Source organism: Desulfobacterales bacterium (genome assembly GCA_029211065.1).
Classification (GTDB): domain Bacteria; phylum Desulfobacterota; class Desulfobacteria; order Desulfobacterales; family JARGFK01; genus JARGFK01.
This window is the reverse complement of sequence record JARGFK010000007.1, coordinates 54,275-71,344: the sequence shown is the minus strand read 5'-3', so window position 1 is coordinate 71,344 and position 17,070 is coordinate 54,275. Positions and strand designations below refer to the sequence as shown.

Annotated in this window: 19 protein-coding genes; 12 read left to right on the top strand and 7 right to left on the bottom strand. The window is 52.0% G+C overall.

The window, feature by feature from the left end; translation table 11 throughout:
• Window positions 1-323: 323 nt before the first annotated feature.
• The 7 genes from P1P89_03100 to P1P89_03070 all read left to right on the top strand — a co-directional run bounded on the left by P1P89_03100 (window position 324) and on the right by P1P89_03070 (window position 5,134).
• Entirely contained in the window at window positions 324-557 is a 234-nt protein-coding gene (locus tag P1P89_03100; protein ID MDF1590479.1) for a ribbon-helix-helix protein, CopG family, read from the top strand.
• A gap of 2 nt (window positions 558-559) precedes the next feature.
• Window positions 560-943, top strand: a complete 384-nt coding sequence (locus tag P1P89_03095; GenBank protein ID MDF1590478.1) for a type II toxin-antitoxin system VapC family toxin — start codon at window positions 560-562, stop codon at window positions 941-943.
• 611 nt (window positions 944-1,554) lie between these two features.
• Complete coding sequence (locus P1P89_03090) at window positions 1,555-2,268, top strand: ATP-binding cassette domain-containing protein (GenBank protein MDF1590477.1); 714 nt, start codon at window positions 1,555-1,557, stop codon at window positions 2,266-2,268.
• Entirely contained in the window at window positions 2,261-3,070 is an 810-nt protein-coding gene (locus P1P89_03085; GenBank protein ID MDF1590476.1) for a hypothetical protein, read from the top strand. Before P1P89_03090 ends, P1P89_03085 begins: the two co-directional genes overlap by 8 nt.
• A 71-nt stretch (window positions 3,071-3,141) precedes the next feature.
• Window positions 3,142-3,870 carry a glycosyltransferase gene (locus tag P1P89_03080; protein ID MDF1590475.1) on the top strand — a complete coding sequence of 243 codons (729 nt, stop codon included), beginning with the start codon at window positions 3,142-3,144 and terminating at the stop codon, window positions 3,868-3,870.
• Window positions 3,871-3,947: 77 nt separating this feature from the next.
• The gene (locus P1P89_03075; GenBank protein MDF1590474.1) at window positions 3,948-4,472 is read left to right on the top strand and encodes a PaaI family thioesterase; all 525 of its coding nucleotides are present in this window, start codon (window positions 3,948-3,950) and stop codon (window positions 4,470-4,472) included.
• Between the two features lie 209 nt (window positions 4,473-4,681).
• Window positions 4,682-5,134 (top strand): YbhB/YbcL family Raf kinase inhibitor-like protein, encoded by a 453-nt coding sequence (locus P1P89_03070; protein ID MDF1590473.1) that lies wholly within the window; start codon window positions 4,682-4,684, stop codon window positions 5,132-5,134.
• A gap of 181 nt (window positions 5,135-5,315) precedes the next feature.
• On the opposite strand, the gene P1P89_03065 is transcribed toward P1P89_03070, so the two are convergent.
• Window positions 5,316-6,170 (bottom strand): MFS transporter, encoded by an 855-nt coding sequence (locus P1P89_03065; protein MDF1590472.1) that lies wholly within the window; start codon window positions 6,168-6,170, stop codon window positions 5,316-5,318.
• Between the two features lie 99 nt (window positions 6,171-6,269).
• On the opposite strand from P1P89_03065, the gene P1P89_03060 reads away from it, so the two are divergent.
• From P1P89_03060 to P1P89_03040, 5 genes are all read left to right on the top strand, one after another.
• Window positions 6,270-6,632: a hypothetical protein gene (locus tag P1P89_03060; protein MDF1590471.1), complete on the top strand. Its 363-nt coding sequence runs from the start codon at window positions 6,270-6,272 to the stop codon at window positions 6,630-6,632.
• Between the two features lie 12 nt (window positions 6,633-6,644).
• Window positions 6,645-7,025, top strand: a complete 381-nt coding sequence (locus P1P89_03055) for a VOC family protein (GenBank protein MDF1590470.1) — start codon at window positions 6,645-6,647, stop codon at window positions 7,023-7,025.
• Between the two features lie 10 nt (window positions 7,026-7,035).
• Complete coding sequence (locus P1P89_03050) at window positions 7,036-7,950, top strand: 2-dehydropantoate 2-reductase (GenBank protein MDF1590469.1); 915 nt, start codon at window positions 7,036-7,038, stop codon at window positions 7,948-7,950.
• A gap of 20 nt (window positions 7,951-7,970) precedes the next feature.
• On the top strand, window positions 7,971-9,032 hold the full coding sequence (locus P1P89_03045; protein MDF1590468.1) for an MBL fold metallo-hydrolase: 1,062 nt from the start codon (window positions 7,971-7,973) through the stop codon (window positions 9,030-9,032).
• A gap of 212 nt (window positions 9,033-9,244) precedes the next feature.
• Window positions 9,245-9,898, top strand: coding sequence for a DUF4126 domain-containing protein (locus P1P89_03040; protein MDF1590467.1), 654 nt, complete (start codon window positions 9,245-9,247; stop codon window positions 9,896-9,898).
• 26 nt (window positions 9,899-9,924) lie between these two features.
• Here P1P89_03040 and P1P89_03035 read toward each other — a convergent pair whose 3' ends face one another.
• The 6 genes from P1P89_03035 to P1P89_03010 form a co-directional block, all read right to left on the bottom strand.
• Complete coding sequence (locus P1P89_03035; GenBank protein ID MDF1590466.1) at window positions 9,925-10,920, bottom strand: dipeptide ABC transporter ATP-binding protein; 996 nt, start codon at window positions 10,918-10,920, stop codon at window positions 9,925-9,927.
• Entirely contained in the window at window positions 10,913-11,887 is a 975-nt protein-coding gene (locus P1P89_03030) for an ABC transporter ATP-binding protein (protein MDF1590465.1), read from the bottom strand. The genes P1P89_03035 and P1P89_03030 overlap by 8 nt, the downstream gene beginning before the upstream one ends.
• Window positions 11,888-11,930: 43 nt before the next feature.
• A complete protein-coding gene (locus P1P89_03025; GenBank protein ID MDF1590464.1) occupies window positions 11,931-12,824 on the bottom strand; it encodes an ABC transporter permease in 894 nt (297 codons plus the stop codon).
• Window positions 12,825-12,841: 17 nt separating this feature from the next.
• Entirely contained in the window at window positions 12,842-13,846 is a 1,005-nt protein-coding gene (locus tag P1P89_03020) for an ABC transporter permease (GenBank protein ID MDF1590463.1), read from the bottom strand.
• A gap of 81 nt (window positions 13,847-13,927) precedes the next feature.
• Complete coding sequence (locus P1P89_03015) at window positions 13,928-15,421, bottom strand: ABC transporter substrate-binding protein (protein ID MDF1590462.1); 1,494 nt, start codon at window positions 15,419-15,421, stop codon at window positions 13,928-13,930.
• A 386-nt stretch (window positions 15,422-15,807) separates the two neighbouring features.
• Window positions 15,808-17,016, bottom strand: a complete 1,209-nt coding sequence (locus tag P1P89_03010) for a CaiB/BaiF CoA-transferase family protein (GenBank protein ID MDF1590461.1) — start codon at window positions 17,014-17,016, stop codon at window positions 15,808-15,810.
• Between the last annotated feature and the right edge of the window lie 54 nt (window positions 17,017-17,070).

Below are 17,070 nucleotides of genomic sequence, written 5' to 3'. Positions count from 1 at the left end.
TAAATGCCGCGTGATTTGCAATGAAACCTTTATCGAAAAAAATTATTTTTATGCGACAACTATCTTGACAAACGCCGGTGCGCTCTGTGTGCTCAAGCGATCCCGCTCCTGCGGGAGAGCGGGTGAGAGATCCGGCAACTCTCATTCCCTCAAAACATAGCTTGGACCATCCCGCTATCAACGGGAAGGTTTATGGGGTTAATTAAAAGTTTCACCCCCATCAAGTTAAAATATTGAGCTTGTCTCTGGTGATGCGGTCAACGGCCTTGACAGAAAGCATTAATGGTGTATAATCCTGATGTATACTACATAGGAGGATCGACATGGTACGAACACAAATATATCTGACAAAGCACCAACGAGACGAATTGGCCGCTATAGCGAAGGCCATGGGGAAGAAACAAAGCGAGATCATTCGAGAGGCGGTCGATCGCATGATCGACCAATCCGGCCACAGTCGACGAGAGGCGGTATTGCGAGAGGCTGCCGGAATCTGGAAGGACCGAAAGGATCTTCCTGACTTCAAGGCAGCGCGAACCGAATGGGACCGGAACTAATCATGGCGCAGTTACTCCTGCTGGACACTGATATTCTTGTAGATTTTTTTCGAGGCCACGGTCAGGCGGTGGCCTTTGTGAACGCACATTCTGCCCAAATCATCTTGTCTTCGATCGTCGTTGCGGAATTGTACGCTGGAGTAAAGGGAGCGGCGGAGCAAGCTGCCCTGGACAGTTTTATATCTCTCTTCCGCGTTGTTCCTGTAAGCGCCAAAATTGCTAAGGCCGGTGGGATTTACAAGCGCGATTACGGCAAGTCTCACGGCGTAGGCCTTGCAGACGCCATCTTGGCTGCCACCGCTGACGCCGAGAGTGCAGAGTTGAAGACCCTCAACACCAAGCACTACCCTATGGTGAAGGACCTTAGACCGGCCTATATCAAGTAGAAAGCCGATCGATCCCAATTGCAATTCCATTTTTCAGGTCATTCTATGTAAGAAAAAAACTTACCGTTACCGCAGCTGCCGCTGTTGCTATATAGCAGGCACCAATACCGGTGAGTATAATTCTCTGCCTGAGCGTGGTTGTTTCTTTTAGTTTTTTGAACCGATTCCGAAAAAAATCCATGACAGCATCTCCCTTGTTAACACATTACCGTGAGATAGGGTGCAATTGGGCCGGGAAAAAAACTCCAACGCAATCGATAGGTAAGAAATTGAGGAATTATACTGGCAGGGAAATATCTCTTACTTGCGAAAAAAAACCTGAAATCAACGAGTTGATTTAACAGTACGTGGTTTCGCTAACACTTGTCAAACTGTTTACCCGGTTATAACGCTAAAAGCACAATTGTTAAATTGAAGTATGCGGATAGAAGGGCCCCGGACGATGCCTCGCTGCAGTCCACCTCTTGAACGGCGAAGCTTTTGCAAAGACGGTTGCCTTCGGCTGCCCCATTTGTTAATGTAAAGCGCAGATTAAAAATCTCCCCTGACGCCTCTTTTCCCAAGAGGGGATATTTTCTCCCCTTGGTAAAGGAAAGTGCGGTTTAACGAATATGATTACCCTTAATTCCGTTACAAAAAAATTCGGCGACTTTACAGCCGTCGATAATATTTCATACACGATTGGGAAGGGCGAGTATTTTGCGTTGCTTGGCCCGAACGGCGCGGGAAAAACAACCATCGTCCGGATGCTTCTTGATTTTATCAAGCCGACTTCGGGCAGCATCACCATTGATGGAATGCCCGTTTCCAACCCGGCGTCGCGCAAACACGTCGGCTATCTGGCGGAGCAGCACAAGATCCCTTCCTATCTTTCAGGATTTGAATATCTCTTGCGGCATGCGGCTTTGATCGGACTGTCCGGAAATGATGCGGCAATGGAAGTAGACCGGGTCCTGGAGCTGGTTTCCATGAACGGCATGGAAAAGAAAAAATCCGCTGTTTATTCAAAAGGGATGCAGCAGCGAATCGGCCTCGGCGCTGCGATTCTCGGCCGGCCGAAATTGCTGATACTGGATGAGCCCATAACCGGCCTTGACCCCATCGGCATACGCGACGAAAGAAAAATTATTGAAAACCTCCGCGGCAAGGGGGTTACGGTGATTTTAAACTCCCATCTGCTTTCAGAAGTGGAAAAGACCTGCGAAACTGCAGCCATCATGCATAAAGGAAAAATCCTTGTTAAGGACGCCATCCATTCAATTGTAAAAAACGGCGAAACCCTTGAAGACGTGTTCATCAGACATATTGAGAAAGAAAATGAATAATTTTACCCAAATTACGAGATATACGATTCGGGACCAGATGCGACATAAAAGCTTTTATGTCCTTTTGGGCATTTCTATTCTTTTAGTCCTGATGATTCGCGGATGTTACAACAGCGAATACATGGTGAATGGAAAGGCGCTGGACAGCATCGCTGTTGCCTGGCATGTTTCAAGAATTGTTTTCCAGGTCATCGCGGCAGGCATGTTTCTCACGGCGGCCCTGCTTTCAATGTCGATCTTCAGCAGGGACCACGCGGATGGAAGCCTCGTAATATTTCTTTCCCGGTCTGTTTTCAGATGGCAATATGTTTTCGGCAGGATAATCGGCACATGGATACTTTGCCTTGTTTTCATGTTTATTCTTCACTCGACAATTTTCCTGACCGTATGGACAAAAACAGGCGTCATTATTTCAGGATATTTATCCGCGTCGCTGATCTCGTCACTGAATCTTCTTTTTATCATTGCATGTGTGTGCCTGCTGTCTCTCTTTATACCTGATTTTATCAGCGTTATCTTTACCCTAGGCATCCTGCTGGTCGGGTTTGTTTCCGATGGCGGTTACCAGATTGTTAATAGTGACATGTTAAAATCGATAACCCCTGCCGTTGTGAATGCAGACCCGGCATTATGGCGAATTTTATACCCGAAAGTTTTCATGGTTCAGACCTATGCGGGTTCATTCATCACAAAAAGCGAATTTAACAATATGGGCCCTTTTCATCCGCTCTTGAATCTTTTCTTTTTTATCCTTCTCCTGATGACGCTGATGCTGATCCGTTTTAATAAAAAAGAGGTTTAAACAGGATATATTTTTGCCTTTCCTGAAGAAAGGCAAAAGAAACACCAAGGCACTGAGAGAGCACGCTATACATGGACATTATATATTCCGTCATCATCCCTGCCTATAACGAAAAAAACTGGCTGCCCCAAACACTGATCCGCCTGAAAACCGCCATGGCAGACAGCGGCCTTGCGGGCGAAATCATTGTGGTGGACAACAATTCCACTGACAAGACCGCCCAAATTGCCGCCGCCCACGGCGCCCGAGTCATCTTCGAGGAGCGAAACCAAATTTCGCGGGCGCGCAATGCAGGCGCAGGCGCTGCCAGGGGCAAGTACTTTATCTTTCTGGACGCCGACACCCTCCTTCCGCCCGGCCTGTTAAAAACGGCGTTGAAAAATCTTGAGAGCGGCGCTTTCTGCGGCGGCGGCGCGTGGGTATCGTCGTTAGAACCGCACCCGGCAGCGGTACGGCGTTCCATTGATATGTGGAACCGTCTGTCCCGCGCGTTTAGCTGGGCGGCCGGCTGTTTTATCTACACACTGCGGCAGGGGTTTGAGGCCGTCGGCGGTTTCAGCGAAAAAGTATATGCCAGCGAGGAGATCTGGTTTTCACGACAGCTCCGGGCCTGGGGAAAATCAAGAGGCTTAACGTTTCGAATCATAATGCATCCGCCCATCGTTACTTCCGTCCGAAAGATAAACTGGTTCACGCCCCGACAAGCCTTCCTGTTAATTATTATCCTGCTCTTTCCGCTGGCCCTTCGCTCCCGACTGCTGTGTTCGTTCTGGTACTCGCGGCCCGGACAAAAGGATTAAACTGACATTATGAATACACCTTTTCTGATGCTCTGGATCCGGAATACCCAACCCCGAAACTTTTTGCGAGGAAACCTATGCCCCTAAAAAACAAACCCGAATCCCGGCGACAGCGCACCGTCACCTGGCAGGACCCCATGATCAGCGCAAAGGCGGCCGCCACCATGGAAGGACTTGCGTACCTCCGGGCCATCAAAAACGGAACCCTGCCCCGGCCGCCGATTGCTGATCTGCTGGGCTACACAATAACCGAAATCGAGGTCAGCCGGGCGGTGTTCGTGCTGGATCCGGCAGAATATCATTACAACCCCATCGGCATGGTACACGGCGGGGTTGCCAGCACCATCCTGGATTCAGCCATGGCCTGTTCGATTCACACGACCCTTCCCGCCGGCAGGGTCTACACTACCCTGGAATTTAAAGTAAACTTTGTCCGACCCATGACAGACAAAACCGGACGGGTGCGCTGCGTGGCCGAAATTATCCATGTGGGCCAGCGCGTGGGCACCGCCCAGGCAAAAATTCTGGACAGCCAGGATAGGCTCTATGCCCATGCCACAACAACCTGCATGATATTTGAAGCGCCGCAGCAGGCGGAGTAACAGAGACCGGGGATCGGGGGACAGGGGTCGGAGATCAGGGGTCTATATCAGATTTTTTCTGATTAAGCATCCCTAATCCATTAAACATTTTGACAAACCGCAAAACCCCGGCAATTTCTTGGTGTCACCGATTGCGCCTAACCCCTGATCCCCGACCCCTGGTCCCTGACATCCGACACCCGACAACTTTTTTTATGGAGGTAATTATCATGAAGCTTACCAGTTCCGCTTTTCAAAATGAAGGCAAGATCCCTTCGGAATACACCTGCGACGGGCCCAATATCTGCCCGCAGCTGGCCATCAGCGACGTTCCTGCCGAGGCCAAAAGCCTGGTGATCATCATGGATGATCCCGATGTCCCCAAAAGCATCCGGCCGGACGGCATGTGGGACCACTGGGTGGTTTTCAACATCCCGCCCCACGTTCGCGAGATCAAAAAGGGAAAAGAACCCGAGGGCACCCACGGAAAAGGGACCGGCGGCAATCAGAATTATTATGGACCCTGCCCGCCTGATAGAGAACACCGCTACTTTTTCAAGCTGTATGCCCTGGATGCAAAACTGGATATACCGGCGCAATCATCCAAGATACAGGTTGAAAAGGCCATGGAAGGGCATATTCTTGCCAAGGCAGAGCTGATGGGGAAGTATGAGCGGCGCTGAAGATGAAAAAAATCATCTGACCGGACAATTCAGACCCTACGCAAAGCGGTTGGCATTTTATCGGGGGGTTTTCTGATTTCCGGCAGGCGGCACCGGTTTTTTAGCAAACCAGATACAGGCGGCTGCCGCGATGGCGGCGAAAACAAAAAAACGGAACACGGCGTGATAGGAGCCGGTCACATCAAAGGAAATGGATGCCACAATGGGGCCAAGGCCCAGCCCCAGCATGTGAAAGGGATAAACAAACCCGGCAATGGAAACCGATTCCGGTATTGACGGACAGCGCAACCACTATGGCCGAAATGATCAGCCACAATGCCGGTGTCCCCATCGCCTCCTTAAGCTTCCAGCTGTATTCTTTTTCTTCAGCCGGATAATTTTTCGATGCTGTTGCAGTTCCTTGCCTTGGCCTGCCATCGGGCAAAAGCCCCATATCTTCAGGCCGCCGCCGCAACATCACGGCTGCCGGCACTGCCACCAGCGCCAGTATGGCAACGGCGTACACGTGAAAAACCGACCGCCAGCCGTGACGCTCGATGATGTACTGGCCGACGATCGCCAGAACGGAAGACCCAAGGGGCGACGCCATTGCCAAAAGCCCCAAAGCCCGACCGCGCATCCGGCGAAACCAGTTTACAACTGCGGTATTCGGCACGACTTTTGACATGGTATTTGAAGCCACGACCCGGCCGATGATATAGACGACATATAAATGCCACAATTCCGTTAAACGGGTTATGGCAAGATAGACCCCCGCTGTAACAACCGCGCCCATGGCGGTCAACAGCCGGGGCCCATACCGGTCGGCCAGCCGACCGAATAGAATCGACACGATCCCGGCCACTAGGGTGCCGGTCGTAATCGCGCCGGTTGCCGCCGTCCGGCTCCAGCCGAACTCCGCCGTCAACGGCTTGAGCATGATGCTCATGAAGAGTTGGGAGGTGCCGGCCGCCATTACGACGCCCATCATTCCGATCCCGAGGATATACCAGCCATAAAATATTTTCGGTCTTTTATTTGTTTCGCCTGCTGTCACAATTCATATTTTCCTTGAAAGAACCTTTGGACCGAGACTATACTAAGATCGTTTCAGATAGTATATAAAAATATCCGGGACGTCTAATAAGGAAGTATGATGGAAAAAAGCAAACGCCTCATGCGCTGCGTTATCATTCTGCTCCTGCTGCAACTACAGGCGGCAGCAGATGGCTTGTCTTTCATCCGGCAGCCTTGGCCGCCGGCCTGCCCCGAAATCCTTCCCGTCTCCCAGGAAAGAGCGCTGGAGGAGCGGGCCGACCAGGTCATCGAAATAAACGATGCCCTGATACAACGAACCGTTCAGGCTAACGGCGGCAATTATTTTCGCCAAGGTCAGTCCAAGGTTTTAATATTCAACCATAAAATTTATAAGGATTTTTCAATCCGCGTCATCGGCGGCAACCGCCTGTCCATCGAAACCGAAGACGGTACATTTCAAATGGATGTGCTGAATCCTTAAAAAGGAACTCCCATGCAGGTTGAAAGACTCGACCATCTGGTCTTGACCGTTAAAGATGTTGCGGCCGCCAGTGATTTTTATCAGACAGCCCTCGGGATAAAGACCGTAACGTTTGCGGAAAATCGCACCGCACTGGTATTCAATACCGGCAAAATCAACCTGCATGAGGCCGGCAATGAATTTAGCCCCGCAGCGCTTCGGCCGACTCCGGGTTCAGCGGATTTTTGTTTTATCACGAAAACGCCCGTGTCTGTTGTAGCGGAAAAACTGAGATCCCTTTCCATTCCTGTCATAGAAGGTCCGGTAAAAAGGTCAGGGGCGTTTGGGCCGCTTTTATCCATCTACCTGAGGGATCCGGATGGAAACCTCGTTGAAATTTCCAATGAGGAATAATGGAGGACTTATGCGAATTGCCGTAATTGGGATCGGCGGTGTGGGCGGCTACTTTGGCGGTAAGCTCGCCCGCCATTATACCGCCGGTGGGGATGTAGAAATTACTTTTGTCGCCAGGGGGGCGCATCTGCAACAGATTCAAAAAAACGGTTTAAAGCAGATAACCGCTGAAGGGAATTTTACAGCGATTCCCGGCCGTGCAACCGATCAACCCCAAACCTGCGGACATTTTGATCTGGTGCTGTTTTGCGTAAAGGGATATGGCCTTGACGGCAGTGCGGCCCAGATCAAAAACAACGTGGATCGCACCAGCACGGTCATCACCCTGTTAAACGGCGTCGACAATGTCGGACCGCTTAAAACCGCTCTGCCTGAAGCAAGGGTTTTAAACGGCTGCGTCTATATCGGCGCCCATATTGTCGAACCGGGGGTCGTCCGGCAGGCCGGCGGAACCTGTCAGCTTCTATTCGGGCCTGAAGACGGCAACATGGAAGGGCTGTCCGCCATCGAAACAATATTAAAAAAGGCGGCCATCAAAGCGTCGCTGACAGCCGACATCCGAACCGTTGTGTGGGAAAAATATCTGTTTGTCTCGCCGCTTGCCAGCGCCACCGCTTATTTGAAGCAACCCATCGGCGCGTTTGTGGAAAAATCCGAAAAACTCGATTTTCTGGAAGGTCTGATGCACGAGGTCGCAGAAATCGGCATCGCCCAAGGAGTCACCATCTCTGAAGAGATGGTCCAGGCCGCCCTGAAAAAGAACTCCCTCTTTCCGTATGACACCAAAACTTCCCTGCAAATGGACTATGAATCCGGCCGCAAGATTGAAATCGACATATTTACTGGTTATATTGTCAAAAAAGGGAAGGAATTGGGAATTCCCACCCCCCTGCATGACAAGGTGTATAGAAAGCTGATCCGTTAATTCCATGAGAGAATTATATTGTGTATCCGGTTTCCAAATACAAAACACTCAAGCTGCTGGCGTTAGGTCTTCTGGTGATGCTTATCAGCAACTGTGCCGCGCAAATGCCTAGTACAACCAAGCCTCACCATACCCCCGATGGGTTCCGGAATCTTTATGGGTATGAGCGCCACGGCTTTTCGGACTTTTTAAAATGGCGCTGGCAGCGCCTCTGGCAAAGCAGGCCGGAGCCGGAATCTTATGCGTTCCCCCTGGCGAAAAATAACCCCGCCTTTCTCGGGTCAAACACGGATAAAATCACCCCGACCTGGATCGGCCATGCCACGCTGCTGCTCCAGCTGGATGGAAAAAACATTTTGACGGATCCGGTTTTTTCCCAGCGCGCCTCTCCGGTAGAGTGGGCCGGACCCAAGCGGGTGGTTCCGCCGGGCCTTGCATTTGAAAACCTGCCGCCCATCGACATGGTGGTGATTTCCCATGACCATTACGATGCGCTGGACAAACCCACCATTATAAGGCTGTATCGCCGAAAAGGCGGCGCCGACACTGTTTTTTTTGTTCCCCTCGGTTTTAAAAACTGGTTTCATGATCTTGGCATCCGCAATGTGGTTGAATTGGACTGGTGGGAAGCACACCCGCAGAAAGGACTGATCATTACGGCGGTGCCGGTCCAGCACTGGAGCAAACGGAGCCTGTTTTCGAGAAACAAAACCCTGTGGGCCGGCTGGGTGGTCCGGTCCGAACGGTTTCGGTTCTTCTTCAGCGGCGATTCCGGCTATACCCCGCATTTTAAAGAGATCGGCGCCCGGATGGGTCCTTTTGATCTGGCGGCCATACCCATCGGCGCCTATGAACCGCGCTGGTTTATGGGGCGGCATCACATGAACCCGGAAGAAGCCCTGCAGGTCCACGAGGATATCAAAGCCAAAAAATCCATCGGAATTCACTGGGGCACCTTTATCCTCACGGACGAACCCTTGGATGAGCCGCCCCAAAGGCTTGGGGCCGCGCTAAAGCAAAAGAAAAACCCGGCCCCTGATTTTACGGTGCTAAAACATGGCGAAACCCTTGTGTGGGAGTGAAACTCCCCGTGTTAAAACGTGGGGCTTCTTTCTAAAAATTTTTTATGTAATCCTCATACCTGTCATGCCCGCGAAGGCGGGCATCCAGAATTCTATTACTGGTGAAATCATCTGGATTCCCGCTTACGCGGGAATGACAAAGGATGCCATTCATCCCCGTTTTAAAAAACGGGGTGTTCTGGCATATTTATATAAAAGGAGCGTAACCAGCCATGGAACAGCTTGACCCGATCGTGAAAATCATCGCCCTGACCATGGGTGCGGCCTGGGCCAGCGGCATTAACCTTTACGCCGCCCTCCTGGTGTTGGGGATTTTGGGGATGACCGGCAACATCGTCCTGCCGCCGGACCTGCAGATCCTGACAAACCCCATCGTGGTCGTTGCAGCGGGATTGATGTATCTGGTGGAGTTTGTTGCCGACAAGATCCCCGGTGTCGATACCGGCTGGGACACGGTTCAAACCTTTGTCCGCATTCCCTTAGGGGCGCTGCTGGCTGCCGGTGCGGTGGGCGAGGTAAACCCGCCCCTGGCGCTTGCCGCCGCAATCGCTGGCGGCAGCCTGGCCGCCGGCACCCATGCCGCCAAGTCCGGCGCCCGGGTCATCATCAACACCTCGCCCGAACCCTTCAGCAACTGGATCGTTTCATTGTTGGAAGATTTTGTCGTAATTGTCGGCCTGTGGGCCGCGCTCTATCACCCCTGGGTGTTTGTGGCGCTGCTGGCAATCTTTATCGTCCTGCTGATATGGCTGTTGCCCAAGCTCTGGCGGGGGGTTAAAAAAATCTTCGGTTATCTGGCGCAATTATTCAGGCGCAAAACCATGGACCCGCTGCCGCCGGAAGATCCCGGCTGTCCACACATCTGATCGAACTTTTTTTCAACTTAAGGGATTTAGATACGATTCTCCTCGACGGCGTGACAGGCCACCTGGGATCCGGAAGGGTGTGGGATCAGCATCGGTATTTCCGCTTTACAGCGTGCGTTCACAAAATCGCAGCGCGTGTGAAACCGGCAGCCCGGGGGCGGATTGATGGGACTGGGCACATCGCCCTTAATGATCAAGCGCTTGCGCGTCAGCGTCGGATCAGGCACCGGCGATGCGGACAGAAGCGCCCGGGTGTAGGGGTGCAGCGGCGTTCGATAAAGTGTCTGACTGTCGGCCAACTCGGCGAGCTTGCCCAGATACATGACCGCCACCCGGTCGCTGACGTGTTCCACCACCGACAGATTGTGAGAGATAAACAGATAGGTCAGCCCGAACTCCTCCTGAAGGTCCTTGAGCAGGTTGATCACCTGGGCCTGGATGGACACATCCAGGGCCGAAACCGGTTCATCGCAGATGATCAGCTTGGGGTTGAGCGCCAGGGCCCGCGCCACCCCGATGCGCTGGCGCTGCCCCCCTGAAAACTGATGGGGGTAGCGCCGCATATGTTCTTTGCGAAGCCCCACCACCTCAAGTAATTCCAGCACCTTTTTTTCCCTTTCCGGTTTGCTTAGTCCGCCATGAATCAGCAAAGGGTACCCGACAATATGGGACACGGTTTTTCTAGGATTAAGGGAAGAAAAGGGGTCCTGAAAGATGATCTGCATTTTTCTTCTGAGCGCCCGCATCTGCTCCGGATCATATGTCAGAATATTTTCGCCTTCAAAGTAGATTTCTCCGGACGTGGGCTCCTCCAGCCGCAAAACGGTGCGGCCGAAGGTGGTCTTGCCGCAGCCCGATTCTCCCACCAGGCCTAACGTTTCGCCCTCACGGATGGTCAGACTGACATCGTCCACCGCCTTTACGGCTGCGACTTCTTTCATAAACACGCAGCCATGAATGGGGTAGTATTTTACGATATTTCTGGCATCCAGGAGGATGGTCTGTTTTCGTGAGTCAGGCATATTTCAAACACCGCGCGATATGATGTGCCGTAATCCTGTACATCCCCGGCTGTATGTCGCGGCAGTCCGCAAATACATCCGGACAGCGATCGCTGAAGAGGCATCCTGCCGGCAGGTTGAACAGAGACGGTACGGTCCCTGAAATGGTGTTCAGGCGGCCGCCTTTTATTTTACGCCCGATCACCGGGATCGACTGCAGCAGCCCGACCGTATAAGGATGTTTCGGGTTTGCATAAATGGTTTTAACATCGGTATATTCAACCACCTTGCCGGCATACATGACGGCAACCTGCTGGGCCATCTCCGCGATCACGCCCAGGTCATGGGTGATGAACAGGATGGCGGCGCCGGTCTCCTCCTTGAGCTTGTTCATCAAATCGAGAATCTGGGCCTGGATGGTTACATCCAGTGCCGTGGTGGGCTCATCGGCGATCATCAGCCGCGGGTTGCAGGAAAGCGCCATGGCGATCATCACCCGCTGGCGCATGCCGCCGCTCATCTGGTGCGGAAAGTCCTCCAGACGGGATTCAGGCGCCGGAATGCCCACCAGCTTGAACATCTCGACCACCCGCTGCCGGGTGTCTGCGCGTGAAAGTTTCTGATGCAGCCGGATGACTTCGCCGACCTGATCGCTCACGGGGAAAACCGGATTAAGTGATGTCATGGGCTCCTGAAAGATCATGGAAATCCGATTGCCCCGGATCTTTCTCATCTGGGCCTCGGAAAGCGTTAACAGGTCCCTTCCTTCCAGCAGAATTTTACCGTCCACGATTTTGCCCGGCGGATCCGGGATCAGTTGAATAATGGAATGGGCGGTAACACTCTTGCCGCAACCCGACTCCCCCACCAGGCCCAATGTCTCACCCGGGTCCAAAGACAGGGTGATGTCGTCCACGGCCCTGGCCACATGGCCGTGGACATAAAAATGGGTTTGCAGATTCCTAATTTCCAGAAGATGACTCATCATAACCTGTTTTCAAGTTCTGAGAAATATTCATGAAACAACCGGGCTAGTCCCGCAGGCGTGGATCAAGCGCGTCCCGCAGGCCGTCGCCGAGAAGGTTAAACCCCAGCACGGCGAACAATATGGCCAAGCCGGGAAGTGTCATGACCCAGGGAGCCCTAAGGATCAGCGAGCGGCTCTGGGCGATCATGGCGCCCCATTCCGGAGTGGGCGGCTGAGCGCCAAGGCCCAGGAAACTGAGGGCTGCGGCATCCAGTATGGCGGAGGCAAAACTCAGCGTGGTCTGGACAATGAGCGGCCCGAGGCAGTTGGGCAGAATCTCAATGAAAATGATGCGGCTGTCACTAACGCCGATGGAACGGGCCGCCGTGACATAGTCCTTTTCACACTCTTCTAAAACGCTTCCGCGCACAATGCGGGCAAAACGCGGCACATAGGTGATGCCGATGGCCACCATGGCGTTGCGCAGGCTGGGGCCGAGGTAGGCCACAATAACGATGGCCAGTAGAATATAGGGAAATGCCAAAAGTATGTCCATGAGACGCATGATCAGCGAATCCCTGAAACCCTTGAAATATCCGGAAATGCAGCCGAGGAAGGTCCCGCAAACAAAGGCCAGCCCCACACTGACCACCGACACCAGCAGCGATATTCGGGCGCCGTAGATCAGCCGGGACAGAATGTCTCGACCCAGATCGTCCGTGCCGAGGATATTTAGCCACTTGCCGGTTTCATGCCACACCGGCGGTTTGAGCTGGTCATAGAGTGCGGTATCAACGGGGTTGTGGGGACTGAGAACCGGCGCAAAGATCGCTGCCAGAATAAATATTAAAATGATGACCAGCCCGATGACGGCGATTTTATTTCGCCACAACTGGCTGAGCTGAACCATCAGCGGATGCCGGTCTTCAGGATTTTTTCGCGGGTTTCTGGTTTTCATATCATTCGATCTACCGCTTATTTTACACTGATCCGCGGGTTGATAACGGCGTACAAGACGTCGACGAAAAGGTTTATCACCACAAATATCGTTGCGATAAACAGGGTTCCTCCCTGGATGACCATGTAATCGCGCTGCATGACGGCATCATACATCCATTTGCCGACGCCCGGCCAGGCGAAAATCGTTTCCGTCAGGATTGCGCCTCCCATCAGGATGCCGAACTGCAGGCCGATGGTGGTGACGACGGGAATCAAGGCGTTGCGCAGGGCGTGTTTGAAAATCACCTTAAAGTTGGAAAGCCCTTTGGCCTTGGCCGTTTTTATATAGTCCTGCCGCAAGACTTCCAGCATGGAGGAACGGGTCATGCGGGCAACAATCGCTGTGGGAATGGTGCTGAGCGTGACAGCCGGCATGATGATATGCCAGATGACGTCCCGCAGCGCCTCCCAGTTTCGGGTCAGAACGGCATCCAGGATGTAAAAATTGGTGATGACCTCGAGATTGATGTGGACGTCCAGACGCCCGGAAATGGGCAGCCATCCCAGGTTCAGGGAAAAAATCAGCATAAAAACCAGACCGAGCCAGAAGATCGGCATACTGACGCCGGCCAGGGCGCCCAACATGCTCAGGTAGTCAAACAGGGAATATTGCCGGGTTGCGGAAACGATGCCGAAAAGGACGCCGAAAAAACAGCTGATGCATAGTGCCACCAGGGACAGTTCTATGGTGGCGGGAAAGCGCTGTTTGACCTCGATCCAGACCTTTTGCCGCGTCCAGATGGTTTCCCCCAAATCGCCTTTCATGAGCCGCTTGAGAAACAGACCGTACTGGACATGCAGCGGTTCATTGAGCCCCAGGTGTTCCCGGACTTCCTGGAGCGCGCTTTCGGTGGCCCGTTCGCCCAACAGCAGTTCGGCCGGATCCCCGGGCGTAAGGCGCAGCATCATAAAGACGATAATGGACACACCCAGAAGCGTGGGGATCAGAATCAGGAATCTTCGCAAAATATAGGCCGGCATGCTTAGCCCTCTCGCATTCACCCGTGCGTTGGCAGGCTCTCAGGGGAAAAGGCGAAAAGCGCCTTTTCCCCTAAGGATCCACTATTTCTGCATCCAGACATCCTTCATGCGAACCGAAGCCGTGGGGTGCAGCTTGTAGTTCATCACATTCTTGGTGATGGGGGAAATCACGGTGGAATGGGCGATGCTGATGACCGGACACTCCTCATAAATGAGCTGCAGGGCTTTTTTATAAATCTCGGCCCGTTTGGCCTGATCCACGGTTTGTTTTCCTTCGAGCATGTAGTTGTGGTACTGCTCGTTTTTCCATTGGGTGCGGATGGAAGAAGACGCCAACCCGTCAAACAGCACTGCCAGGAAGTTGTCCGGATCGCCGTTGTCGCCGGTCCAGCCGAGTTGGAAGAGGTCCATGTCGTCGGGCTGTTCCCGCTGCCGCTTGAGATAGGTTCCCCAGTCATAGCTGACGATTTTGGCTTTAATGCCGATTTTGCTCAGATCCGAAATCATGGCGACGCCGACCTTCAGCCCTTCGGGGTTGTAGGGTCGGGGCACCGGCATGGACCACAGGGTGATTTCAGGAAGGCCTTTGCCTTCGGGAAAACCGGCCTTGGCCAGATAGGCTTTGGCGAGATCGAGATCGTATTTGAACCCCGGGACCTCTTTGTTATATCCCCACATGGTGGGCGGAATCGGATTGCTGGCGACCTGGCCCATGCCCTGATAGATGTTGTCCACGATGGCCTCGCGGTTGATGGCATGCGCAATGGCCTTGCGCATGCTGGCATCCTGCCACAGCTTTTTGGTGTGATTGAAAGACAGGTAGCCGATGTTCATGCCGGGCTGGGATACCAGCTTGAGCTTCTTGTCTTTCGCGGCCATGGGAATGTCGGCGGGGTTGGGATACTGACAGATGTTAATATTGCCGGTTTTCAGTTCAAGAAAGCGGACGGAATTTTCCGGAATGCTGCGAAAAATGAGTTTATCAAGGTACGGACCGCCCTTTTTATCCCAGTAGTCCTTGTTCTTTTCCAGAATGATACGGTCGTCTTTCACCCAACTGACGAACTTGAAAGGACCGGTTCCCACGGGATTCCGGACGAATTCCTTGGGATTTTTGGTAAAGGCGGTGGGGCTGATGATATCGGCAAAGTCCATCCCCATGTTTGCCAGAAAAGGAGCCTCTACGCGCTTGAGTTTAAAAACGACCGTGTAATCGTCAATAGCTTCAATGGTGTCGACGGTGTTGTCCATTTCCATGGACACCCAATACTCGGGCGTCCGTTCCTGGGCAGGAATCGTCAGGGGCTGATTCAGGAATTTAACCTTGCGCTCTTTCATCATCCGGCCGATGGAGAAAACCACCGCGTCGGCGTTAAAGGGTGTTCCATCATGGAACTTGACCCCTTTGCGCAGATGGAAGGTATAGGTCATGCCGTCCGCTGAAATGTCCCAGGACTCGGCCAGTCCGGGTTCCAGTTGAGTTGACTCATCCGCGTAGGCCACCAGGGCCTCGAAGATATTGTCACAAACCATAAACGAGTTGCCGTCGGTTTCATAGGCCGGATCGAGTCCCACCGAATCCCCCCCACGGCCGTAAACCAGCGTACCCCCTTTTTGGGGACCGCCGGCCTTTTGGGCGGCTTTGGTTTTTTAGTTGTCTGGGCCAGGGCAATGCCGGCAATCAGAAAAAAAACTACGGTCATCAATACTGCAATTTTTTTAAACATACTCGGCCTCCTTTTTTTATTTTAATTGAACCCGTCAACGTCAGAACCAAACCCTGCTGTTTTCCAAAAAGCACAGCCATATGCCGGAAATATTCTCTGCTCCGTCGATGATGCATGGTGATATAAAACCATTTTCTGAAAGAGGGTGAATTGGCAACAGGCATTCTGGACCAGGCAGTGTTTCGGTCCACAATTTTTTTTAATTATCACCTTCGGCGCTTGCTGTCAAAAATATTAAATATTTAAAACACCTTCGGCAGTCAACCGGTCTATTTCTTGCCGAGAATAACCAAGGATTTCTTGTAAAACTTCTTCCGTATGTTCTCCCAGAAGTGGCGCGTGCGTGTAAATTTTTCCGGGAGTTTCAGATAGGTGAATCGGGGAGCCCACAATTTTTACTTTTCCAGCTGCCGGCTGCTCTATCTCTACCAGCATATTTCGATGCTTGATAACCGGATCGTCACATATTTGTTTCAGATTATGTATGGGTGAATACGGCAGGCCGGCTTTCTTAAAAATATCAATCCATTGCGTCGTTGTCTGTTTGCCTATTTCTTCTTGAATAATTCCGGCAAGCGTTTTTATATTTTCGGTTCTGGCCAGATTGGAATTAAACCTGGGGTCATTCAGTAAATCTTCTCTTTCAAGGATTTTACAAAATTTTGACCACAGGTTGTCATTCCCGATTGCAACGATTATCCAAGCGTCTTTGGTTTTAAACGCCTGAAAAGGTGAAATGGATGGATGCGCAGAGCCTAATGGCCCCGGAATGATACCGTCAACTGTATATCTGGCAACGGCGCTTTCCAAAACGGCAAACAAACCGTCCAGCATGGATCCGTCATAATATTGCCCTCGGCCTGTTTTCTCTCGATGAATCAACGCGGCAAGAATAGCGATTGCGGCCTGATGACCGGCAAAGATATCCCCGATGGATGATCCGGCCCTGCAGGGCGGTCCATCCGTGGGACCGGTAATACTCATCATACCGCTGTAAGCCTGAGCTACCATGTCATAAGCCGGTCGCGCAGCGTAGTCAGAAGGAGCGTCGTGACCGAAACCGGAAATTGAAGCATATATCATTCTGGGATTTATTTTCTGTATTTCGTCCCAGCTAAAGCCCATTTTTTTCATCGTTATCGGTCTGAAATTTTCAACAAGAACATCTGACTTCGTAATAAGCTCGCGAAGTATTTTTCTACCATGCTCATGTTTCAAGTTTAAAACCATGCTCTTTTTATTCCGGTTGAGGCTTATAAAATATCCACTCCGATTCTTATCGGGTTCTTTTATAAAGGGTCCGTATTCTCTGGCATCATCTCCACGGGGAGGTTCAACATGAATAACTTCAGCACCCAGATCCGCCAGAAACATGGTTGCGGTCGGCGCCGCCAGCACATGGCCAAGATCAACGACTCTGATACCTTCAAGGGCTCCACCCATAATCACCTATATCTCCTTAAATAAATTAGAATAAAATTCCTTCAAAAGCTTCTT